At 68.0% G+C, this 23,819-nt stretch carries 16 protein-coding genes; 8 read left to right on the forward strand and 8 right to left on the reverse strand.

What is annotated here, in order from left to right; all coding sequences use genetic code 11:
• Positions 1-35: 35 nt before the first annotated feature.
• The 6 genes from ACFQ4H_RS26050 to ACFQ4H_RS26075 form a co-directional block, all read right to left on the reverse strand.
• A complete protein-coding gene (locus ACFQ4H_RS26050) occupies positions 36-2,771 on the reverse strand; it encodes a helix-turn-helix transcriptional regulator (RefSeq protein ID WP_377575376.1) in 2,736 nt (911 codons plus the stop codon).
• Between the two features lie 178 nt (positions 2,772-2,949).
• On the reverse strand, positions 2,950-4,080 hold the full coding sequence (locus ACFQ4H_RS26055; RefSeq protein WP_377575378.1) for an ABC transporter ATP-binding protein: 1,131 nt from the start codon (positions 4,078-4,080) through the stop codon (positions 2,950-2,952).
• On the reverse strand, positions 4,077-5,831 hold the full coding sequence (locus ACFQ4H_RS26060) for an ABC transporter permease (protein ID WP_377575380.1): 1,755 nt from the start codon (positions 5,829-5,831) through the stop codon (positions 4,077-4,079). Before ACFQ4H_RS26060 ends, ACFQ4H_RS26055 begins: the two co-directional genes overlap by 4 nt.
• The gene (locus ACFQ4H_RS26065) at positions 5,828-6,892 is read right to left on the reverse strand and encodes an ABC transporter substrate-binding protein (protein WP_377575413.1); all 1,065 of its coding nucleotides are present in this window, start codon (positions 6,890-6,892) and stop codon (positions 5,828-5,830) included. The genes ACFQ4H_RS26060 and ACFQ4H_RS26065 overlap by 4 nt, the downstream gene beginning before the upstream one ends.
• A gap of 136 nt (positions 6,893-7,028) precedes the next feature.
• Positions 7,029-7,760, reverse strand: coding sequence for a response regulator transcription factor (locus ACFQ4H_RS26070; RefSeq protein ID WP_377575383.1), 732 nt, complete (start codon positions 7,758-7,760; stop codon positions 7,029-7,031).
• A complete protein-coding gene (locus tag ACFQ4H_RS26075; RefSeq protein WP_377575385.1) occupies positions 7,757-8,563 on the reverse strand; it encodes a sensor histidine kinase in 807 nt (268 codons plus the stop codon). The genes ACFQ4H_RS26070 and ACFQ4H_RS26075 overlap by 4 nt, the downstream gene beginning before the upstream one ends.
• Positions 8,564-8,927: 364 nt before the next feature.
• Here ACFQ4H_RS26075 and ACFQ4H_RS26080 point away from each other — a divergent pair, with 364 nt between their 5' ends.
• A complete protein-coding gene (locus ACFQ4H_RS26080) occupies positions 8,928-11,381 on the forward strand; it encodes a tetratricopeptide repeat protein (RefSeq protein ID WP_377575389.1) in 2,454 nt (817 codons plus the stop codon).
• Between the two features lie 59 nt (positions 11,382-11,440).
• Here the strand turns inward: ACFQ4H_RS26080 and ACFQ4H_RS26085 are convergent, their stop codons facing one another.
• Positions 11,441-12,139, reverse strand: coding sequence for a hypothetical protein (locus ACFQ4H_RS26085; RefSeq protein WP_377575391.1), 699 nt, complete (start codon positions 12,137-12,139; stop codon positions 11,441-11,443).
• 534 nt (positions 12,140-12,673) lie between these two features.
• Between ACFQ4H_RS26085 and ACFQ4H_RS26090 the strand changes: the two genes are divergently transcribed.
• The 4 genes from ACFQ4H_RS26090 (at position 12,674) to ACFQ4H_RS26105 (ending at position 18,530) form a co-directional block, all read left to right on the forward strand.
• Entirely contained in the window at positions 12,674-13,129 is a 456-nt protein-coding gene (locus ACFQ4H_RS26090) for a hypothetical protein (RefSeq protein WP_377575394.1), read from the forward strand.
• Positions 13,130-13,371: 242 nt separating this feature from the next.
• A complete protein-coding gene (locus ACFQ4H_RS26095; RefSeq protein ID WP_377575396.1) occupies positions 13,372-13,503 on the forward strand; it encodes a hypothetical protein in 132 nt (43 codons plus the stop codon).
• Between the two features lie 370 nt (positions 13,504-13,873).
• On the forward strand, positions 13,874-15,955 hold the full coding sequence (locus ACFQ4H_RS26100; RefSeq protein WP_377575416.1) for a DNA gyrase/topoisomerase IV subunit B: 2,082 nt from the start codon (positions 13,874-13,876) through the stop codon (positions 15,953-15,955).
• Positions 15,956-16,004: 49 nt separating this feature from the next.
• Positions 16,005-18,530 carry a DNA gyrase/topoisomerase IV subunit A gene (locus ACFQ4H_RS26105; RefSeq protein ID WP_377575398.1) on the forward strand — a complete coding sequence of 842 codons (2,526 nt, stop codon included), beginning with the start codon at positions 16,005-16,007 and terminating at the stop codon, positions 18,528-18,530.
• Positions 18,531-18,671: 141 nt separating this feature from the next.
• On the opposite strand, the gene ACFQ4H_RS26110 is transcribed toward ACFQ4H_RS26105, so the two are convergent.
• Entirely contained in the window at positions 18,672-20,354 is a 1,683-nt protein-coding gene (locus ACFQ4H_RS26110) for a glycoside hydrolase domain-containing protein (protein ID WP_377575401.1), read from the reverse strand.
• 202 nt (positions 20,355-20,556) lie between these two features.
• Here ACFQ4H_RS26110 and ACFQ4H_RS26115 point away from each other — a divergent pair, with 202 nt between their 5' ends.
• The 3 genes from ACFQ4H_RS26115 to ACFQ4H_RS26125 all read left to right on the forward strand — a co-directional run bounded on the left by ACFQ4H_RS26115 (position 20,557) and on the right by ACFQ4H_RS26125 (position 23,442).
• Positions 20,557-21,756, forward strand: coding sequence for an endonuclease (locus ACFQ4H_RS26115; protein WP_377575404.1), 1,200 nt, complete (start codon positions 20,557-20,559; stop codon positions 21,754-21,756).
• 590 nt (positions 21,757-22,346) lie between these two features.
• A complete protein-coding gene (locus ACFQ4H_RS26120; protein ID WP_377575407.1) occupies positions 22,347-22,751 on the forward strand; it encodes a hypothetical protein in 405 nt (134 codons plus the stop codon).
• A 145-nt stretch (positions 22,752-22,896) separates the two neighbouring features.
• Positions 22,897-23,442 (forward strand): flavoprotein, encoded by a 546-nt coding sequence (locus ACFQ4H_RS26125; protein ID WP_377575410.1) that lies wholly within the window; start codon positions 22,897-22,899, stop codon positions 23,440-23,442.
• Positions 23,443-23,819: the final 377 nt, after the last annotated feature.

Here is a 23,819-nt window from a genome sequence, read left to right on the forward strand (position 1 = left end):
CGGCGGTTCATCGCAAATTTCAGGGATTCCGCCCGTCATGGGTGACCGAGCGTACGGACCAGTTCGACCCGGGACCGGATGTGGAACTGGCGATAGATCTTCGTAAGTGAACCCTCCACGGTGGTCACCGCGATGGACAGGGTCCGGGCGATCTCCCGGTTGGTGGCCCCCTGCACGACCAGCGCCGCGATCCGCTCCTCCATCGGCGTCAGCGGGGTGTTCTGTCCACGTGGGGTAGGCGTCAACCGGGCCCGTTCGGCCTCGACCCGGCCGCTCCAGGTCGTCGCACCCGCGGTCCGGCACAGTTGCGCCGCCTCGTCCAGCAGGCCCCGCGCCGTCGCCCGCCGGCGACGTCGCCGTTCGATCCCGGCGGCCAGTACCAGTACGCGGACCAGCTCGATCGGGGTGCCGAGCCGGCGGTACACGTCAGCGGAGGAGCCCAGCAGCGCGATCGCATCGTCAGCCCGGCCCTCGGCGAAGCTCAGCACGGCAGTGGCCCGCCGGGTGGCGGCGGTGGCCCGGGGGGACGCCGACCCGACGTCGGTGTCGTGCAGCTGGACCAGCAGGTCCCGGGCCTGCGCCAGGTCACCGGCATCGACCAGCGCCTCGACGAGGTCGGCCAGCAGCATCCGGGTCTGGTTGTCGGGGGCGATCGAGGACAGCCTCCCCCAGGCACGTTGCAGCGTGGTCACCGCACCGGGGAAGTCACCGGCCAGCAGCCGCCAGGTGCCGAGGAGATGGCCGAAGCAGGCGAGCCGCTCGACGTCGCCGACCCGTTCGGTCTCCTCGATCACCCGCTCGGCCAGTTCGATCGCCCGGGGCAGGCTGCCGGTCGCTGCCTCCGCCTCGGCCGAGGCCCACAGCACCAGGTGGCCGTACGCCGGCTCGACGTCGACGGCCAACTGCTGGAGCCGGGACACGGTCGCCAGCGCGCAGTCGTACCGCCCGCGTAGCCAGTCCACCCTGGCCAGCAGGTACAGCACCCACTCGAGCCCACCGAAGGTCCCGAACTCCCCGGCCAGCCGTGCCGCCTGCTGCAACGTGTCGTGTGCCTCGTCGTAGCGGTCGTTGTCGAGGTGCGTGCGGGCCAGCTCGTAGTGGATCAGGTAGGCGGCCTCGCCGAGGTCGGTACGCCGCTCCATCAGCCGGTTGGCGCGGTCCATCTCCTCCTCGGTGGGCTGGCCCAGTCGTGCCTTCATCGACAGCAGCACGTGCAGGGCACGAAGTTCCGCCCGGACGTCACCGACGGTCCCGGCGGCCTTCGCCGCCCACGCCGCGTCGGCCAGGGCGGGGCCGGTACGCAGGGCGGCGGCGTGGTGGACCGCCGAGTAGACGCGTACCCAGGGTTCCAGTTCCACGTCGTCCTCGGCCTCGGCGCAGGCCGCCGCCACCTGCTCGCCCATTCGGCCGATGGCGTTGCCGCTGGCGTCGAAGACGGCCAGCCGGGCGCGGGTCCGGAACCGCCTCGGCACCAGTGCGGCGAGTACCGCCTCGGCGGCCTCCCGCGCCTCGCTGAGCAGTCCGGCCAGGTGGGCGTAGCGGGCCTCGGTCAGCTTGCGTTCCGCCCAGCCGGCCCGATCCGTCACCGGGGTACGCAGCGCGGCCAGGCCGATCAGTTCCCGGGCGACACCGGCCGCCCCCTGCCCACTGGCGAGTTCCGCGGCGGTGGTCAGCGCCGCGGCGACGGTCGGGTCTTCGAGACCGGTGGCCAGCGCCAGGTGCCGGGCCCGTTCGATCGGGTCGGTGATGACCTCGACGAGCCGGGCGTGCATGGACATCCGGACGATGACCGGTGCCTCCGAGTAGACGGCGGCCCGCAGCAGCGGATGGCCGAACGAGACGGTGCCGTTGCCGTCCAGGTCGCAGACACCGGCTTCGGAGGCGGCGGTCAGATCGGCCACGGCCGTGTCGCAGCCGGCCTGGACCAGCAACGCCAGCGTCGGTCGGTACGCGGTGGCGGCCAGCCGGACGGTGTCCCGGGCGGTACGTGACAGCGCGGCGAGCCGCTGCCGCATCAGGGTGTCCAGGTGCACCGGTACCGGCAGCGGTTGCCCGGGGACGGGCCGTACGCCGCCGCGCTGGACCGCGTCGGCGATCTCCAGCGCGAACAGCGGGTTCCCTCCGGACAGCGTGCAGATCTGCTGTGCGATGGGCCGGCTGACCAGGTCCGCGGCCCGCTGCATGACCACCGGCACGAGGGCCTCGCTGGCCAGCGGTCCGACCTGGAGGGTGGTCACACCGGCCGGTTTCCAGTCGGGTGCGGCACCCGAGCGTAGGGCGGCCAGCACCTTCAGTCGTTCGGCGGCCAGCCGCCGAACGGCGAAACTGAGCACCTCGGCGCTGGCCGGGTCGACCCACTGCAGGTCGTCGAGCACGAGCGTGGTCGACACCACCTCGCTGATCGTCCGCAGCAGGTCGAAGATGCCGAGGCAGACCGCGAGGGAGTCCACCTCACCACCGGCCGGGTCACGTCGGCGCAGCGCCACCTCGACGATCCGCAGGGTGGCCAGCGGTAGCCGGTCGAAATGGTCGGCGGGTACGCCCGCAAACAGGTCGATCAACGTCACGAACGGCATCCGGGCGTCGGCCTCGGTCGGACTTGCCGACAGGACCAGTCCCGGCTGTTGCCGGACCACGTGCGCGAGCGCGGCAAGCACGGTGGACTTGCCCATGCCGGCGTCGCCGACGAGGACAGCGCCGCGTCCGCTCTCCCAGTGCGCCAGAGCCTGCTGGACGAGCTCCTGGCGACCGGCCACGTTGCCAGCGGTCATGACGTCTACATTCTCAAAGAGATCAACTCAAATTGGATCAACATAAGCGCTGTTTGTTACGGGGAATCGAACGGGAAGTGGCCTGGCGTGTGCCGGCGGGGGAACCCACCCCCATCGGTGGCGGGGGGAAGCCACCTGTCGGTCGTGGGCGAGCCCACGCCAGGCCACCTCGGCTACCTCACTCCCGGGTGAGCAGGTACGCCCGCTCCGGATCGAAGGTCACGTTGACGTTGGTGCCCTCGGTCAACGCGTCCCGGGGGTCCTTCCCCGCCTCGGTCACCGTGATGGTGCCGCCGGTCGTCTCCACCTCGTAGTCGATGGACGGCCCGTGGAACGTGGAACGCAACACCACACCCATGCCGTTGCCACCGTCGGTGACCGGGGAAAGCCGGGCCGTCTCCGGGCGCACCATCAGGTAGGCACCCACCGAGCCCGACGCGACCTTGGGGTGGGCGGGGACGGTGATCTGCTGGCCGAGCACGTTCACCGTGGCCCGGCCCTCGGTGATGTTCTCCGGCACCGCCTCGATGAAGTTGGCCCGCCCGATGAAGTCCGCCACGAACACGCTGGCCGGCCGGGCGTAGATCTCACCCGGGGTGGCCACCTGCTCCACCTGCCCCTTGTTCATCACCACGATCCGGTCGGACATGCTCATCGCCTCGTCCTGGTCGTGGGTGACGTAGATGCTGGTGATGCCGAACATCTTCTGGATGCGGCGGATCTCGGCCCGCATCGCGTCCCGCAGCTTGGCATCGAGGTTGGACAGCGGCTCGTCGAAGAGCAGCACCTTCGGCTGTACCACCAGGGCACGGGCCAGCGCGACCCGCTGCTGCTGGCCGCCGGAGAGCTCGTGCGGGCTGCGCTCCTCCAGACCGACCAGGTTCATGCTGGTCAGCGCCATCCGCATGCTGGTGGCGATCTCGTCCTTCGTACGCTTCTGTAGGCGCAGCCCGTACGCGATGTTCTCGGCCACGGTCATGTGCGGGAACAGCGCGTAGCTCTGGAACACCATCGCCATCGGTCGCCGCTGCGGCGGGATGTCGTCGATGACCTTGTCGTCGAGCAGGATCCGGCCACCGGAGGCGTCCTCAAATCCGGCCACCATCCGCAGGGTGGTGGTCTTGCCGCAACCGGACGGGCCGAGCAGGGTGATGAACTCCCCCGGCTTGACGTCGAGCGTGACGGCGTCGACTGCGGTCACCGTGCCGGAGCGGCTGGTGAACTGCTTGGTGAGCCCATCGAGCTGCAGGTGACCGGTGCTGGCCTCCTGGGGCGCAGCGGAAACGGTCACGGCAGGCGCGGCGGTCATCGTTTCTGCCTTTCAGACTTGGCGGTACGTTGCAGGGCGACGCCCCCGCCGACGATCAGACGGATGAGCCCGAAGGCGGTCAGCACGATTGCGGTCAGCACGGTGCAGTAGGCGAACGCCACCCCGTACCGGCCGGTGCTGGCGGCGCTGAGCACCTGCGATGTGATGATCTTCGTCTCGGGTGTGACCAGCAGGACGATGGTCGACACCGACGTCATGCTGCGGGCGAAGCTGTAACTGAGACCGGCCAGCAGGGCCGGCCGGATCAGTGGCAGGGTCACCCAGCGGAACGTCTGCAACGGGCTGGCCCCGAGGTCGGTCGACGCCTGCTCGATGTAGGGGTGCATCTGGGAAAGTGCCCCGACTGCGATGCGCTGGCCGGCCGGGACGCTACGGACCACGTACGCCAGAATGATGGCGACCGCACCACCGGCGATCGCACTGCCGCCGACCAGGCTGGGGAAGGCCACGAAGTCGCCGACCCAGCGGTCCGGCCGGTAGGCCAGCACGAAGCCGATACCGAGCACCGTGCCGGGCACCGCGACACCGAGGGTGCCCCCGAGGTCGAGCAGCCAGGCGGTGTAACGCAGGTGGCGCACCACCAGCCAGGCGATGACCAGACCGATGACGGCGGCGATCGGCGTGGCGATGACGGCGAAGGTCAGCGTGTCGAGAACCGCCTCGACACCCACCCCGAGGATGACCTCTTCCAGGTACTGCAGGGTGAACGTGTTGTCGACGCCGAACACCTTGGTCACCGAGCCGACGATCACCGTGCCGTACAGGCTGACGATGACCAGGGCGGCGAAGACCGCAAGGCCGTAGATCGGCCACCGGCTCCAGCCGGTGATCAGGTGGACGCTGCCGGACGGACGGCCGGTGATGGTGGTACGTACCTTGCGGTTGAGCCACCAGCGCTGGCCGAAGTACATCGCCAGCGACGGCACCAGCAGGATCACGCAGTAGACCGCGGCACTGGTGGTGTCGTACTCGCCGGTGACCGCGAGGTAGGCGCGGCTGGCCAGCACGGTGTAGTCGCCACCGAGCACCAGCGGGTTGGCCAGGTCGGCGATCGCCTCGACGAAGAGCAGCAGGAACGGGGCGACCAGGCCCGGTGCCAACAGCGGCAGGATCACCTTGCGCATGATCTGCCAGCGGCTGGCGCCCATGTTCATCGCGGCTTCTTCCAGCGCCGGGTCCAACGCCCGCATCATGCCGAGCAGACCCTGGTAGGCGACCGGGAACAGCGACAGCGACAGCACGAACACCAGACCGTCGAGGCCGTAGATGTCGTACTCGAGGCCGAAGATGCCGTTGCTGATGACACCCCGCCGGCCGTACAGCACGACGGTGGCGGTGGCCACCGCGAACGGCGGGCTGACGATCGGCATCATGGCGATGACGTGCAGGATCTTCTTACCCGGTACGTCCAGGCGGGCCTGGACGAACGCGAAGAGGAAACCCAGCGCGGTGCCGCAGAAGCCGACGAGCAGGCCGAGCACCAGCGTGTTACGCAGGATGGTGAGATCGACAGAGGAGGTGAAGAACTCCGCGTAGCGGGGCAGCGCATCCGGCGCGAAGGCCGTTGCCAACACTGCGACCAGCGGGACGACCGCGCCGATCGCCACCAGCACGACGCTGATGGCGATCAGGACACGGATGCCCATGTCACGGTGCCGACGCCGCCGCCGCCGCGGAGCGGCCACCTCAGGTACGGTGGCCACCTCGCGGTCGGACAGCAGAGTGGTCATGACTTCGGCGCCTGCGCAACTTCAGCGTCGAACCGCTTGTTCAGCGCCGACTTGGCCGTGCCGGCCGCGACGGCGTCGTACTGCACCATCGTCAGCTCGGAGAGCTTGACGACCTTGTCGGACACCTTGGCGTTCGGGTTGGTCGGGAACTGGTAGGCCTTCACCGTCGGGCCGATCTCCTGCGCCTCGGTGGTCAGCGCCCAGTCGATGAACTTCTTGCCGCTGGTCGGGTTCTTGGCCCCCTTGACCAGGGCGACACCACCGGTCTCGTAGCCGGTGCCCTCCGACGGGAAGCTCACCTTCAGGTCGGGGAAGCCCTCTTCCATCGTGGCGACGCAGTCGTGGGAGAAGATGACACCGACGGTCACCTCACCGCGGGCGGTCATCTGTCCCGGCGCCGAACCGGACTTGGTGTACTGCAGCACGTTCGGGTGCAGCTTGCGCATGTACTCCAGCGCCTTGGTCTGGTCACCGCCGGCCAGCTGGACCTGGGTCCAGAGCGCGGTGTAGGCGGTACCCGAGGTGGACGGGTGGGCGATGCCGATCTCCCGCTTCAGCTTCGGGTCGAGCAGGTCCGCCCAGGACTTCGGAGCCTCCAGCCCCTTCTCGGCCAGGAGCTTGCCGTTGCTGCAGAAGCCCAGCGCACCGACGTAGACACCGGTCCAGGTGCCGGCCGGGTCCTTGTACTTGTCCGGGATCACGGCCGCGTTCGGCGAGACGTACTGGTCGAGCATCCCGTCGGTACCGGCGGCGGCGTAACCGTCGGCCGGGCCGCCGTACCAGACGTCGAACTCGGCGTTGCCCTTGCCGGCCTTGATACGGGCCAGTGCCTCACCGCTGGACAACCGGACGAAGTCCGCCTTGATGCCGGTGGACTCGGTGAACTTCTTGGTGGTCGCGGCGCACCAGTCCTCGGTCGCGCCACACACCACGTGCACGATGCCGCCGTCCTTGGCGGCGTTGTCGCCGGTGTTCTCCCGAGCACAACCGGCACTGGCCGCGACGGCTACGGCCGTCAGCGCCGCCGCCAATGTCGCGCGCCGGCGCGACTGTCCCGTCATCGACACGTTGACCTCCACTTACGGAACCGAGATGTGCTCGGCTGACGATGTTTCGGCCAGGTTAGAGGTGTGTAACGAAGCATTCGGTAACGGTGATGTGAGCAACGGTGACACCGCCGTCACCTTGGCGGGCCGGCTACCCGCCGCTGGTCGGCGGCTCGGGCGGCAGGTCGGGCATCAGGTAACCGACCCCGCGCAAGGTACGAACATACGTCGACCCGCCCGGTAGGCCCGCCAGCCTCGACCGCAGTCGGTACACGGTGGACTTCACCACGTCACGCCCGCCGATCAGGTCGGTGGTCCCCCACACCTCACGTAGCAGGTCCTGCCACGACTGGGGCACACCCCGGCGGGTGGCCAGATGGGTCAGCAGCTTGAACTCGGTGAACGGCAGGTCGAGGCGGTGCCGGGCCAGCGTCGCCGTCTGCGCGGCGGGATCGATGGTCAACTGACCGACCCGGATCGCGGTGCTCGGGTCCCGTCGACGGCGGACCAGTGCCTGGGCGCGCAGCGCCACCTCACGCGGATGGAACGGTTTGGTGACGTAGTCGTCGGCACCGTGTTCCAGCCCGACGATGACGTCCTCGTGCTGCGCCAGCGCGGTGAGCAGCATGATCGGCACCTCGGAGCGGGCCCGGATCCGCTGGCAAACGGTCAACCCGTCCATGGTCGGCATCATCACGTCCAGCACGACCAGGTCGATGGCGTGGGACCGGAGCAGGTGCAGCGCGGTGGCACCGTCGTGTGCGGTAAGTACGGTGAACCCCTGGGTCTGCAGGGCGAACTCGATGATGATCGTCATCTGCGGCTCGTCGTCGACCACCAGGGCGGTGGGGCCGCCGGCACGCGGCTCGACCGGGCCGGTCACGACTTGCCCGGCAGGGTCAGCAGGAACGTGGTTCCCCGGGTAGAAGCGGTGTGAACCAGGATCTCGCCTCCGTGCAACTCGATGATGGTCTTCGTGATCACGAGGCCGAGACCGGTGCCATCGGCCAGCGGCCGACCGGTCGCGAAGCGGTGGAACAACCGGTGTCGTTCGGCCCGGGTCATGCCGGCACCGTCGTCGGTGACATAGATGGCAACCCCCGTGTCGATCAGCATCACGCGTACGTCGATGCTGCCACCCGTCGTGGTGAACCGGCTGGCGTTCGACAGCAGGTTCGTCAACGCCTGGGTCAGCAGCATCGGATCCGCCGGAATGCGCGGCATCACCTGCGGCACGTCCAGACTGACCCGCTGCTGACGCTGCCCGCACAACGGCCGCATCGCGGTGACGACGTCCCGTACCACCACCGACACGTCCACCTTCTCCAACTGCGGGGTGAAGAACCCGGCCTCGATCTTCGCCTGGATGAGCAGACTCTCGCAGAGACCGATGACCTGCGTGGACTGGTGGTCGACGACCTGGAGGAACCGCTGCTGTGCGGAGGTCAACGGTCCGGGTGTCCCCTCCCGCAACAGATCCACCGCACCTTTGATCATGCTCAGTGGCGTACGGAGCTCGTGGCTGAGGGCGGTGACCTGATCCGCCCGTCGCTGCACCAACTGCTCCAACTGGTTCAGTTCCGCGATCCTGGCCGTTGCCGCGCGTTTCATCCGCCAGGCCACGAGAGCGGCGCCGAGAAGCCCACCGCCGAGCGCCGCCGCCAGCGACCACCAGACGGCGTTCATGCCGGCCCTCCTCAAACCCTGTCGCCCACCGGCGCTCCGACAACACTCTCCGTAGCCGCCGATGCGTAGGCTCCACAGGCCTGTGGTCACGGCTTCGGCGCGGCGACGCTGTGCATTCTGCACGTCGGCGTCGCCCGCTACAACGGCCAAATGACCTGTTCAGTCCTTGACGGACGGTTGCAGCACCGGCGGTAGCGGCCGGTTGGACAGCACGATGCCGGACTGTGACCCGGTGCCGTGCGACAGCACCGGACCGTGACCCACGCCGCATCACGGAAGCGGACGACGCGTCGATCGCCCGCAGGTTCCGTGGGGGTCACGAATAACATCGAACGAACTCGAACACAATTGCACAGGAGATTGCGTGACACCGTTCTCTGACTCGGGTGTCGACCCGGCCACGGCAGGCACGCCCGAGCAATACGTCGCCCTGCTGCGACAGTTGCGCGACCGGTCCGGTCTCAGCTTCCGGACGATCGAGCGACGCGCCAAAGCCAATGGCCACGTCCTTCCCGCCAGCACCCTCGCCACGATGCTCAACCGACCGACCCTGCCCCGGCGGGACATGGTCGTCACCCTGCTCCAGGCATGTGACGTCTCCGAGGAACAGTCGACAGCGTGGCTGACGGCCTGGGGCCGGCTGGCGGCTGCCCGCTCGGCGCGAACCATCGCCGCTGGTCAGGTCACACCTGAAGGCACGGACCGGCCGGCCACGCAACCCAGCGGACCACATCCGCCCGGACAGGTCCCCCCGGGCGTCCCGGGCACCCCGTCTCCCCGTACGGCGGATACGGCGGGTCCGGCCCAGGTAACGACCACACGACCGGTCCCGTTCCAGCTACCCCCGATGCCCGCAGTCGTAATCGGTCGCAGTCACGAGATCGAGCAGATACTGGCGGCGATGACCGCCGACCGCGCGATATGCGTACTGGAAGGGCCCGGCGGCATCGGGAAATCCACCCTCGCCCTGCATCTGGCCCACCTTGCCGCCACCCGGTATCCCGGCGGCTGTCTCTACGTCGATCTGCACGGGGCGAGCGCCGGCCTTTCCCCGGTGCAACCGACCGAGGTACTGGCCCGTTTCCTACGGGCACTCGGCGCCCGGACCATTCCCCCCTATGTCGAGGAGGCCAGCGCCCTCTTCCGTACGCTCACCGCGACCCAGGGGGTGCTCGTCGTCCTGGACAACGCGGCGTCGGCGGCGCAGGTACGTCCGCTACTGCCCAGTGGCCCCGGCTGCACCACGTTGATCACGAGCCGGTGGAAGCTGTCCGACCTCGACTTCACGGCACGCTTCCCGGTGGGACCACTGTCGGAGGACTCCGCAATCACGCTACTGCGGCACCTCTGCGGGCCACAGCGTCTCGACGCCGACACCGAGGCCGCCGCCGTGATCGTCCGACAGTGTGGCGGACTCCCGCTGGCGCTACGCATCGTGGGAGCCAGGGCCGCGGCCCGGCCGGAACTGGCCCTGGGGGCATTCGCCGATCGCATCGCCGACGAGGCCGGACGTCTCGACGAACTCCAGGTCGGCGACCTCTCCGTACGCACCAGCCTCTACCTCGGTTATCGGGCGTTCGGCGAAGCTGCCCGGGACGACCACCGGTTGGCCGCCCGCACGTTCCGGCTGGCCGCCCTGCCAGACTGGGCGGAGGCCACGGCCCCGGGCTGTGCCGCCCTGATCGGCGCGCCGCTGGCCGCCACCGAGCGGGCACTCGAACACCTCGTCGACGCGAACCTGCTGGAGTCCGCCGGACCCGACCGTTACCGCTTCCACGACACGGTACGGATCTTCGCCCGCGAACGTGCCCAGGCGGTCGAACTACCGTCGGAACGGGAGGCGGCGATGCACCGGCTCACCAGTGCGCTGCTGTCCACTTCCGTCGCAGCGATCCGACTGTTGTATCCGCACGACCAGCACCATGCGGGGCTGGTCGCCGACCCGACCGATCCACAGCTGACCTCCAGGAGCACCGCCTGGGCCTGGCTCGAACGCGAACACACCAGCCTCCTGGCCATTGCCCGGCAACAGTTCGCCGCCGGACAGTCACTGGCCGAAATCCGCGACCTGGCCCTGACCCTCACCAGGTTCATCGAGGTCGCCGGCTACGTCGCGGAGCAGGCACAGTTCGGGGAACTCACCATCGAAACCGCGCAGCGACTCGACGACCGTGGTGGCGTCGCGATGGGGCTCAACATCCTGGCCATCGCCCGGCTCAGGCAGGGGCGGGTGGACGAGGGGATCGATCTGCTCGAACGCCGGCTGGTCATCCAGCGCGAACTGCACGACCGGGCCGGTGAGGCGGCCTGCCTCAACAACCTCGGCAACGCGTACCGGGACAAGGGCCACTTCACCGAGGCGCTGAGGTACCTACAGGAGAGCCTCGCCATCCGACGGGAACTGGCGGACCACCACAAGGAGGGCTCGACCCTGGACAACATCGGCCTGGTCTACCAGCACCTCGGTGCGTACGAGCAGGCGATCGCGCACCACGAGGCGGGCCTGGCCCTCACCCGGCAGGTCGGGGACCGGCACCGGGAGGCGCTCATGCTGGTCAACCTCGCGGAGACCCTGCAACTGTACGGCGAGAACGCCCGGGCCGCCGAACACGCCCGGGAGGCGTTGGCCATCTGCCAGGAGTTCCAGCATCAACGCGGCATCGGCCTGGCGCTGCGCACCCTGGGTGACGCCTACGCCGAACTTGGTCTGACGAGCGAGGCACACGAGTACCGACTACAGGCGCTGGCCCTGCTGGAGAACCTCGACGAGGAGGCGTACGAGAAGGTCCGAACGGCGATGGCCCAGGCCCACACCTGACCGACGTCCCGGGAGCCGCCGCCGGACGGTCGATCCTCCGGCGGCGGCATCGCCACTGGTCACCGAGCCGACATCGGCGCGGAGTCGTGCGGTGCGGAGTCGCCCGTGGCGTTCACCTCGGTCGACCGGTGCCGGTTGTCCACACTGGTCCAGATCCGCGCCGACGCCGACGCCCGCCGACGACTCGTGTACGCCAGGTGGGTGAACATCGCGACCGTCACGCCCGCCGCCCCGCAGCCCACGGCCGCCCACCAGACCGCGCCGGCATGCCTCACGGCCAGCCCGACGCCCAGTCCGACGAGCGCGCTGTTGACCAGGCTGACCGTGCCGGAGAGGCTGGTCAGGTCACGCGTCCACCGCCCACCCGGTGGCCGCCCCGGGAAGGCACCCGGATCGTCCAGGGTCCGCAGGATCAGGTACGGCCCGACGTCAGGGGCCCGCCGCACCAGATAGGTACGAACCGTGTCGATCGCCACCGCATAGAGCCGGCTGCGGTTGGCGAACTCCACCTGACGTACGAAGACGGTCAGCCCGAGCAGCAGCACGAGTGCACCGAGGCCGATGACGGCACTGGTGTTGGCCGCGCCGGAACCACCGCCGGTAATCAGACCACCGGAGACCGCAGTGGCTGCGGATGCCACCACCAGGAAGAAGTTGAACCGGGCGGTGGCCTGCTCGGTGTTGGCCCGGAGTGCGTTCTGTAGGTGCTCGTACTCCGCCAACGCCACGGTGAGCGCGACATCCGGATCCTCGGCCACTGGCCCTCCCGCCCTCGGTGATCGTCATCGACACCGTTGGTGAGCGTAGCGAGCCGGCGCGACTTCGAGGTCGTCGTGGCAGCGGCTGGGCACAACGCGGTTTCGCGGGTCTTCACGCGTCTTCACGCGTCTTCACGGGTCTTCGCGAGGCGCACCTATGCGCACCGCCGGGAGGTGCATTCCTGCCCGGAGGGACTCCCCACCCGACCACTCCTGCGGTAGAACCCCCACGGTGGGGTACCGCAGGGGTTTACCTTCCGGTCACGCCAAGGGTTGACGTAATAATCGGCTCATCTCGATACGCTTCTTCGTATTCAAGTGGTTGTCGGGACACCCGGCTCGGCCGCTACCAGTGAAATGCGGAAATCACGACGCCGCGCCGACGACAGCGCCTGCGACTCGTCGCACTCCTGGACACCGTCAATCGAACGGACTGCCGCAGGCACCGGACTCGTCACCCGAGTCCGTAAACGATCCGAGCAACTCGAAAGGCATCAATCAATCTCACCTCAGGAGGAAAGCAACGTGCGGAAAATGAAGTGGAAGCTCCTGCTGGCCGCCTTCGCGGCCCTGGTCGTCGCGTTCGGCCTCTCCACACCCGCGCAGGCGCACAGTACGGACGACTGGACAACGATCGCCCAGCACCCGGAACAATGGCCGGGTCATCGATACGCCAACGCCAGCATCACGGGATCGGAAACGGAAACACACATCGACTGGAGCGGAACCGCCGTGGTGGTCAGCTCCTTCGTCAAGGACTCGAAGCAGGACGGCTGGTGTGCGATCGTCCAGATCCGCTACGAGATCAAGACGAACGACACCTGGGCCGGACACTGGCACTACCGCGTGCCCAAGGTGGACTGCACCGACGGCAACGGGGGTCTCTTCTCGTCGATCTACTACGCGAGGTACCCGACCCGCAGTTTGCACGCCCGAGCCTGCATCGGGTACGCCGACGGCACCACGTATTCATGCGGCGCCTGGCAGTGAGTTCGGGAGCTCCGTCAGCCGAGCGCCCGACGGACGGAACGTCCAGCGGCGGCGAGCCGACGACGTGGGCCACCGGCGATCCTCCGGGATCGCGGCACACCCGCCACCCCAAGAGGTCACGAAATCGACCGTGAGAGCAGACATGCCAGTCCAGGGGCGGCCCGGCTTGGGCCGCCCCTGGACTGTCGGACCCACATGCAGACATAGACCGATTTCGGTAGTCGATCAGTCACGGAGTGATCATGCCAATCGTGAGGGGCCACCAGCGGGGCGGTAAGCGAGTTCGGGGGTACTACCGGCTGAACTCGATCTGGAACTCCTGGTTCGGACTTTTGTTGATCGTGCTGCTGGTCGCGATCGCCCGGAAACGCTGAGCCGAGTGCGGCCGGCACCAGGGTCCGACCAGTCGCGCGCCGGCCGACCCGGGACAGAGGCAGGTAGATTGAGCACGCCCACCGGCCCGCTATCGTCGATCACCTAGCATTGGGCGCCTAACGGCAGAGTTCCCCATGATCGACCTGCACCGTCGACGACATCCGAACGTTCTCTGGCACCTACCATGATCGAACTGGGGCCTACGATGATCGGACCATCGGCGCAGGAAGGCTCACGGTGTGGGAAAGACGCGCCCACATGGCGCGTATCGCGAGGTCGACGTGGTGTTGTCCGACCTGCCGACTAGGCTCGCCGAAGCGTCCCGTGGGTCGTGCCGTGATCCACCGGAGTCGCGCCGTACCGACCAAGATGTGGGAGTACCACCAGGTGACTGCACAGCCCGAGACCCTGTACGGGGCCGACGACCTCACCCATCTCGAAGGGTTGGACGCGGTCCGGAAGCGACCCGGGATGTACATCGGGTCGACCGACAGCCGTGGCGTCGGTCACCTCGTGAACGAAATCCTGGACAACGCCACCGACGAGGGTGTCGGGGGTCACGCCAGCAACATCGAGGTCTCCCTGCATGCCGACGGTTCCGTCCAGGTGGACGACGACGGGCGGGGCATTCCGACCGGTATCAACGCGAAGTCGGGCCTGTCCGGCGTCGAACTCGTGCTGACCCGACTGCACGCCGGTGGCAAGTTCGGCGGCACGGGCTACAAGACCTCCGGCGGTCTGCACGGCGTCGGCGCGTCCGCGGTCAACGCCCTGTCCCGCCGTTTCGACGTCACCGTACGGCAGGACGGCAAGGTGCACGCGATGTCCTTCCGGCACGGCATCCCGGGTGTGTTCGACGGTCCCGGCCCGGACGCCGCCTTCACCCCGGAATCCGGCCTCCGGATCATCGGCAAGACCAAGCGGGGTGAGCCGAGCGGCACCTCCGTCCGTTACTGGTACGACCCGCGCTACTTCGAGACCGGCGCCGCCCTGGACGTCGAGGCGGTACGGGCGAAGCTGCGCAACACCGCGTTCCTGGTGCCCGGCGTCGGCTACCGGCTGCGGGACGCCCGGGACGGCGCGGAAACCGCCACCGAGGAGACCTTCCGCTTCCCCAACGGGCTGACCGACATGGTGGAGTTCCTCGCCCCCTCGGGTGAGAAGGCGGTCTGCGCCACTCTGCTGATCACCGGCGAGGGCACCTACAAGGAGAACGCCGCCGACGCCAACGGCGTCATGCAGTCCAACGTCGTCCGCCACGCCGAGGTCGAGATCGCGTTCCGCTGGGGCACCGGCTACGAGCGGACCGTCGAGTGCTTCACGAACACCATCCGGAATGCGCACGGCGGCACCCACCGCCGGGGATTCGAGCGGGCGGCCGTACGGACCCTGGCCGAGGCGATCCGCAACACCCGGGGACTGCTCAAGGCCAAGGAGGACCCGCCCACCCTCGACGACGTGCTGGAGGGCATGACCGCGGTCATCCACGTACGGATCCCCGAGCCGCAGTTCACCTCGCAGACCAAGGACGAACTCTCCACCGCCGGAATCACGAAGGTGGTGCAGGGAATCGTTGAACAGCACCTCAAGACGTGGCTGGACGACCGGCGCAGCCGGGCCGAGGCCCGTACCGTCCTTCAGAAGATCGTCGACGCCGCCCGGGTCCGATTGACCCAGAAGCAGCAGAAGGACGCCGCCCGGCGCAAGACCGCCCTGGAGGGCGCGTCGATGCCGGCGAAGCTGGTGGACTGCCGATCGACCGGCGTCGAACGCAGTGAGATCTTTATCGTGGAAGGGGACAGCGCCCTCGGCAGCGCTAGAATGGCGCGGATCTCGGAGTACCAGGCGTTGCTGCCGATCCGCGGCAAGATCCTCAACGTGCAGAAGGCCAGCCTCCAGCAGGTGCTGGACAACGCGGAGTGCTCGGCGATCGTGCAGGTGCTGGGCGCGGGCTCGGGGCGTACCTTCGATCTTTCGACGATGCGGTACGGCCGCGTCCTGATCATGGCGGACGCCGATGTCGACGGCTCGCACATCCGTACCCTGCTGATCACCCTGTTCGCCAAGTACATGCGTCCGGTGATCGAGAGCGGACGGCTGTACGCGGCGATGCCACCGCTGCACAAGATCACCACCAAGGGCCGCAACCCGCAGACGATCTACACCTATACCCAGGCCGAGATGACCAGTACGGTCGCCCGACTGGAACGGTCCGGCAAGCAGGTCGTGACGCCGATCCCCCGGTTCAAGGGTCTCGGTGAGATGGACGCCGAAGAACTGTGGGAAACCACGATGAACCCGGCCACCCGGGCGGTACGCCGGATCACCATGGCCGACGTCGAGGCCGCCGAGCAGGTCCTCGAACTGCTCATGGGCGAGAAGGTCGAGCCGCGCAAGAACTGGCTGATCGAGTCGGCCGGCCGGGTCGACCAGGAAGCCCTGGATGCCTGATGACCATTCCTACCGCACCTTCCGCTCCCGTCGTAGAAAGCGCTGAGTGATGGCACGCCGTAAGGGCTCGCAGCCCAAGGTCGACCTGTCCGCCTTCGACCGGGCGGGGGCAAAGGTCTTCGACAACCCGCTGACCACCGAGCTCGAGGACTCCTACCTGGAGTACGCCTTCTCGGTCATCCACTCCCGGGCGCTGCCGGATGCACGGGACGGCCTGAAGCCGGTCCACCGCCGCATCCTGTTCTCGATGAACGAGCAGGGTCACCGGCCGGACCGGGGCTACGTGAAGTCGGCCCGGGTCGTCGGTGACGTGATGGGTAAGTACCACCCGCACGGTGACGTGGCGATCTACGACGCGATGGTCCGGCTCGCCCAGGACTTCTCCCTGAACGCACCACTCATCGACGGGCATGGAAATTTTGGATCCCCGGACGATGGCCCGGCCGCCGCGCGTTACACCGAGGCGCGGATGTCCAAGGAGGCGATGCTGCTCGTCGGTGAGCTGGGCGAGGGCACGGTCGACTTCCGGCCCAACTACGACGGCTCGCTGACCGAGCCGGCCGTGCTGCCCGCCGCGTTCCCGAACCTGCTGGTCAACGGCACGTCGGGCATCGCGGTCGGGATGGCGACCAACATGATCCCGCACAACCTCGGTGAGGTCGTCGCAGCGGCCCGGTGGCTGATCAACCATCCGGACGCGACGCTGGACAAGCTGATGGAGTACGTTCCCGGTCCCGACCTGCCCACCGGCGGGATGCTGCTCGGCCTCGACGAGGTGCGCAAGGCGTACGAGACCGGTCGGGGTGTGGTGCGGATGCGGGCCCGGGTGGAGATCGGTCCGCTCGAGGGCGGCCGTGGCCGCCAGGCCATCACCGTCACAGAGCTGCCCTACGGAATCGGCGCGGAGAAGGTCATCGAGGCGATAACCGACGAGGTACGCGGCAAGCTGATCACGTCGGGACCGCGTAAGGGACAGCGTCAGCCGGCCCGGTTGCAGGGCATCTCCGACGTCAAGGACCTGACCGACCGGGAGAGCGGCACCCGGCTGGTGATCGAGTGCAAGGTCGGGGTCAACCCGCAGGCGTTGCTGGCCGACCTCTACCGGCTCACCCCGTTGGAGCAGTCGTTCGGGATCAACAACCTGGTGCTGGTCGACGGTCAGCCGCAGACCCTCGGGCTCAAGGCGCTGCTGGAGGTCTTCCTCTCCCACCGGTACGAGGTGGTGACCCGTCGTACGCAGTTCCGGCGCGGGAAGCGGCAGGAGCGGCTGCACCTGGTGGACGGCCTGCTGATCGCGCTGCTCGACATCGACGAGGTGGTTCGGCTGATCCGCGGCAGCGACAACGCGTTGGCGGCCAGGAACGGGTTGATGAGCCAGTTCGGGCTGTCGGAGATCCAGGCCGTACACATTCTGGACACTCCGCTGCGGCGGTTGACCAGGTTCGACCGGATCGAACTGGAGGCCGAGCAGGACCGGCTGCGCCGGGAGATCGCCGAGCTGAGCGCGATCCTGGACGACGAGCGGGTCCTCAGGAAGGTGGTCTCCAGCGAGTTGGCGGCGGTCGGCAAGGAGTTCACCGCGCCCCGGCGTACCACGCTGATCGACGGTGATCTGAAGGAGGTCTTGGCGGCTTCGGCTCCGGCCGGGCCGTTGGAGGTCGCCGACGACCCGTGCCAGGTGATCCTCTCCGCGACGGGTCTGGTCGCCCGTACGGCGGCCGAGTCGGAGGAGGCCTCCGAGGGCCGCCAGCGCAGTGGGCGGATCAAGCACGACGCGGTACGGGCGCTGGTCCACTCGACCGCCCGGGGTCAGGTGCTGCTGGTCACCAACCACGGTCGGGCGTTCAAGACGGACGTGTTGCCGCTGCCGGTGCTGCCCGAGCAGGCGGGAACGGTGTCGTTGCGGGGTGGGATGTCCGCCTCGGAGCTGGTGCCGTTGCAGGCCGGGGAGCACGTCGTCGGCATTGCTCCGCTGGCCGGGTCGGACGCCGGCTCGCCGGGGCTGGCCCTGGGCACCCGCTTCGGTGCGGTGAAGATCTGCGCTCCGGAGTGGCCGGTACGCGCCGACGAGTTCGAGGTCATCGGCCTGAAGGACGGTGACGAGGTGGTCGGGGCGACCTGGCTCACCGACGGCACCGAGACGCTGGCGTTCGTCAGCTCCGACGCGTCGCTGCTGCGCTTCGCCGCGTCCGTGGTCCGGCCGCAGGGGCTCAAGGGCGGTGGCATGGCCGGGATCAGTCTCGGTTCGGAGGCGGAGGTGGTGTTCTTCGCTGCGATCCGGACCGACGATTCCCGGCATGGTGAGCCGATGGTGGTGACCTCCAGCGGACGCAGTGTGAAGGTCACACCGTTCGGCTTGTATCCGGCCAAGGGGCGGGCGACCGGTGGCGTACGGTCGCAGCGGTTCCTCAAGGGAGAGACCCGCCTTGAGCTGGCCTGGATCGGGCCACGTCCGGTGGGGGCGACCGGCACCGGGGATCCGATCGACCTGCCCGACGTGGACTCCCGCCGGGACGGGTCGGGGGTGGCCACGGTCGTTCCCGACATCGTCGGTCACCTGGTCGAACGGGACTGACCCCGGGTAGGTCCGCCGTCGTTGCGGGCGGTGGAACGTCCGAGGGGTGTTGAGGACCGGTCGGTAGTGACCGACCTCAACACCCTTCCGACCGCACGATGGGCGGTCACGTAACCGGTGTTGGACGTCGGGCCCGCCCGGTCAGACGCGGGTGATGCGAACCGCGTCGGCGATGACCAGGCCGGTGCCGCTGGTCCACCGGCTCACACCGACCTTGTCGCCGTCACCGGCGGCCAGCGTGAACACGCCGAGTGAGACCCACTGGCCGCCGTTCACGCGTTGGTTCACCCGCACCGTCTGGTTGCCGCCGGTGGTGGCGATGACGTACGGCGTCGAGTCGTTGTAGCCCGGGTCGGCGGGGTACCAGACCGAGACCTCGTAGCTGCCTGTTTCGGGTAGGTCCGCCTTGTACCAGGCGGCGTCGCTGGCCGAGACGGGGGTGGCGTAGCGGTAGTCGGGACCGGTCCGCTGGCTGGAGTAGGCCGAGGTGCCCCAGTTCGTGCTTGCCGTGAACCGACCGCTGGTGGTGTTGTCGACGGTGACGGTGAAGTTCTGTGGCGGCGTCGTCGTGCCGGTCGAGACGTCGAGGTAGTCGCGGTCGATGTAGATCTGCACTCCGCCCCAGGTCTCGTAGCTGTCCCCGGTGTACTGGTGGATGCGCTGGCGGTTGGCGTAGTACCCGCTCGGGCAGTAGCTTCCGGCGTTGGTGTCCGCCACGCCGTTCCACCAGCCGAAGAAGAGGTGGTCGACGCGGGTGTACCGGGAATCGTCGTAGGCGCTGCACAGATCCCGGACGCCGGAGGAGCCGCTGGAGTACATGCCGGAGAGGTAGCCGAGCGCGTGCAGCCGGTCGGTCCAGCCGGAGAGGTACGAGAGCACGGCCGCCTTGCACGACTCGGTCGAGGGGTAGTGCTCGATGTCGTTGTAGATCACGCTTCCGGCGACGATGCCCAGAGCCTTCGCCGCGTTCACCGCGGTGGTCGCCCGGGTCGCGCCCTGGGACCGGGCGGTGGCCGGGTCGTAGGACATCTTCGGCGTACGGGTGCCGCACGGCGCCTGGTAGTCCAGTTCGATGGGGATCAGGTGCCAGCCGTTGTTGATCTGGTTGGTCACCCAGGTCGCGGTGAGGTTGGCCTGGGTGCAGGATCGACTGGCGCCACTGATGTAGATGCCGACGGCTCGGTACGGCGAGTTGTTACGCCAGGTGTTCATGATCGACTGCGACGGGGCGGTGCAGGTGTCGAAGCCCTTGCCGGTGTAGGTGCCCGGTTGCGGACTGACCGCCGCAGCCGCTGCCGCTGCCGTCGTGACTGACTTCGCGGTCGTGCGGATGGTGTCGAGGGACACCGGTGTGGCTTCCTGTCCGAGGCGGGCGGTGGCCAGGATCCGGCGGACCGTCGATTCGGTGCTGGGCGTGTGCTCGGCTGTGACGAGTACGCCCGCGTCGGGTACCGCGATCTGGATGGAACCGTCGCGCGACGGCAGTGCGTCGGCGGTCGCCCTGCCCGTTGCGGCTACGGGGGTGTCGTCCGTGAGCCGATCGGCGGTGACCGTGTCGATCGGCTCGATGAGCAGACCTACCGTTCGCCCGACGAGGTCCGAAGGGCACCAGGGCTCGTCACCGGGATGTCCCAGGTAGACCGTGGGCCGGTCGAACCGGACGCACGCGTGCGGGTCGGTCGCCAGGTCGACGATCTGCCAGTCGGCGGGCACCGCCAACTGGTAGCCACGGTAGCTGACGGTCTGGTGGTCTGAAGGCGCTGCCCAGGCTGGTGTGCTGACCGCCCCCGCCATCCCGACGATGGCCGCCGCCAGGCTGGCCATGACCCTTCTTGTCCTCACTTGCTACCTCACTTTGGGGGAAAGTTTTGCCATGCGGTCGCCACGGTGCAAGTTTTTTACCATTGATGACCGGCCCATAGCCAGAGAGAGTTTTCGATACGGCGACCCGTTCACCAGGCGTATTCCGCCGATCACTTTCGCGACATCTGTCCCACAGGCGACCGGACAACTACGATGACCGTCTATGAACAGCAGAACGGCCGCCCGGTTCGGCCCCCGGCGACTGGCGATAGCCCTCACCGTTGCCCTCGGGCTGGCCCTGCCCATGGTGGCAGTGGCGGCATCGGCAACGACCGGCCTGACCGTGGCCCAGGCGATCAACACCCAGAACGGCAGCACCGCAACGGTGACCGGGTACGTCGTCGGTCAGCCGACGGCCACGAACACGGTCGTCCGGTCCGGGTTCACCGCGGACACGGCCATCGCGATCGCCGACCTGGCGGCCGAGACCAGCACGTCGAAGATGCTGTACGTCCAGGTCACGGCCACCTACCGGGCCGCCTTCGGGCTGCTGTCCAACCCTGGCCTGATGGGCAGGCAGGTCACCGTGACCGGCACGCTGACGGCGTACTTCTCCCACGCCGGGCTGAAGAGCCCGACCGCAATGAGCCTGACCTCACCCAACCCGACCCCCACCCTGTCGCAGTCCCCCACGCCGAGCCCGACCGCGACCACTCCCCCCGGCGGCGGGTACGACGAGACCTACTACAAGAACGCGATCGGCAAGACCGGCCCGGCCCTGCGTAGCGCGCTGCACGACATCATCAAGGTCCAGACCAAGCTCTCCTACTCACAGGTCTGGGAGGCGTTGAAGAGCACGGACGAGGACCCGAACAACCCGAACAACGTCATCCTGCTCTACACCGGACGCTCGCAGAGCAAGACCAGCAACGGTGGCAACGCCGACGACTGGAACCGCGAGCACGTCTGGGCCAAGTCGCACGGCGACTTCGGCACCGCCACCGGACCGGGCACCGACGTCCATCACCTGCGGCCGGACGACGTCTCGGTCAACGCCGCGCGCGGCAACAAGGACTTCGACAACGGCGGCAGCCCGGTCGCCGAGGCACCCGGCAACTACACCGACAGCGACTCGTGGGAGCCACGCAACGCGGTCAAGGGTGACGTCGCCCGGATGCTCATGTACATGGCGATCCGGTACGAGGGAAACGACGGCTGGCCGAACCTGGAGATGAACCAGCTCGTCAACAACGGCACCGCGCCGTACCACGGGCGGTTGTCGGTGCTGTTGCAGTGGAACCAGCTGGATCCGCCGGACGCCTTCGAGAAGCGCCGCAACCAGGTCATCTACGACGACTGGCAGGGCAACCGGAACCCGTTCATCGACCATCCGGAGTGGGCAACCGCCATCTGGGGCAACTGACCGTAGACACCATGCGCTGAGGTGAAACCGCCACGGCGGGTCGGTCGCCCCCTGTCAGGTGCAGGACCGGCCCGCCGTACCCGATCGCGCGTCGTGCCTTATCAGTCGCCGGCCGCCCGCCGGGACCGGCGTGCCTCGATCTCGTCTACCGCTGACCCCTGGTAGCGACGTCGCCCCGCTGGCCGGGCCGACGGTTCCTCGGCACCGAACAGTGCTTCGAGGGGCGCTCCGTGCTCCTGGCAGCGATCGATTTCGGTGCTACGTCCGTCGGACACGACGCGGTAACTCCGCACCGGCTGCCCTGGGTCCTGACAAACATCACAAACAGTGATTGTGATCTTCACTCGCAGACCCCTCGTACGCTAGCTCACCGTGTTCGGCACGTACGCTACCTGGTGATCCTGAACGGACGAAGACTGCATCCACCCGGTATGACGTAAATTTCGCAAACGCCGTTTGTCGATCCTGCCGATGAAGTGAGTTGTCACCGTACGCATGATCTCTATGCGCGATGCGTATAACAAGGCTGAACCCAGCGGGTTGAATGGATGGGCTCGAACGGAGACCACAACGGACGGAGCCGCCCGACCATGGCGAGGACGCCGGCAACACACACCAACTGCCCCCGCTGCGGCACCCGCCTGGCCCGCGACAACGACACCGGCCGCTGCGCCCCCTGCCAGGCCGCCGAACGCGACCAGCTGACCACACCACCCGAGGTGCCGGAGAGCTTCTGGGACCACGAACCCGTCCGCCAGGCCCTCACCGAACGCCACCTCGGCAAGGTCGTCCGCGCCTACCGACACCACCCCTACCACGGCAGACTCCCACTCTCCCAGGAGATCGTCGCCCGCTGGCTCGGCATCAACCAGGCCCAACTCAGCCGAGCCGAGAACGGCCCCGCCATAATCCACCTCGACCGACTCACCCTCTCGACCTCGCCGCAGCCAACGCTGCGACGCAAAACGAAAGTGCAGTGTCAGTGCTACACCTGATGGAAGCCGAGCGCATCGCTCCAGAGGTCCTAAGGTTCAACATCCGTGGCCGCGCCCTGCTCGCCGATCTCCTCAGGCGGGAACGCCAGAACGTGCCCCCCGGTCTCCGGCCAATGGCCGAGCGCGCTGGTCTGCTTACCTGACCATGAGCAACCAACCCGTACAGCCCGTTCTCTACCTCGTGGTGTGCGCCGCTCCGCCGGCGCGTCAGGTCGGCGAGCTGGTCCAGCTACTGATGGACGATAGGTGGAACGTATGTGTGATAGCTACGCCGACCGCCGTGACATGGATCGATTGCGACACCCTCACCCAGCAGACCGGCTTCCCGGTGCGATGCAAATTCCGGCGTCCTGACAACGTCGATCCCCTGCCGAAGGCAGATGTCGTCGTCGTCGCACCTGCCACCTTCAACACCATCAACAAGTGGGCGACCGGGATCAACGACAGCCTGGCACTCGGCATCCTCAACGAGACTCTCGGCCTCGGGCTACCGATCCTGGCCTCCCCCTACGCCAAACCAGCGCTGACCCAGCACCCCGCCTACCCGGGCCATGTCGAAATGCTCACCACGGCCGGCGTCACCTTCACCCGCCCTGAGGCCATCCGGCCACAACACGAGGGCAACCCATTCCGTTGGGGGCTGATCCGCGACGCAGTTGCGCGGTTCCACCCCAGCAGTCCGCCTACATAACGCCGGTCAGAGCCATCTGCCTGGTCCTCGAAGGTGACGCTGACACCACATCCGCAATCACGCTTGAGTAAAGGACCTGACCTGTGCTGTCCGTGTCCTGCGGCACGCCGACCGATATCCCAGCCATCGATGCCGTAATTGAGGCGATGGACCGATTCTACGGGGAGACCGATTTCGCCCCGATTGAGGACCGGCAGGCTGAGATCACCGCCAACGTCTTCAGTAGCAACCCCGGCGTACATCTGCTCCTAGTGTCGCGTAATTGAGATCTCTTACCTGCTGGGAGTGTGGTCAGGGAGCCTGCCGCGGAGGCTGTCGAGCTGCCCCGCCTGTGCGCCCGTTGCGGCGTCGACCCAAGCGGACACCTCCTCGGCCAC

Source organism: Micromonospora sonneratiae, from assembly GCF_042679305.1.
In the GTDB taxonomy this organism is placed as follows: domain Bacteria; phylum Actinomycetota; class Actinomycetes; order Mycobacteriales; family Micromonosporaceae; genus Micromonospora_H; species Micromonospora_H sonneratiae.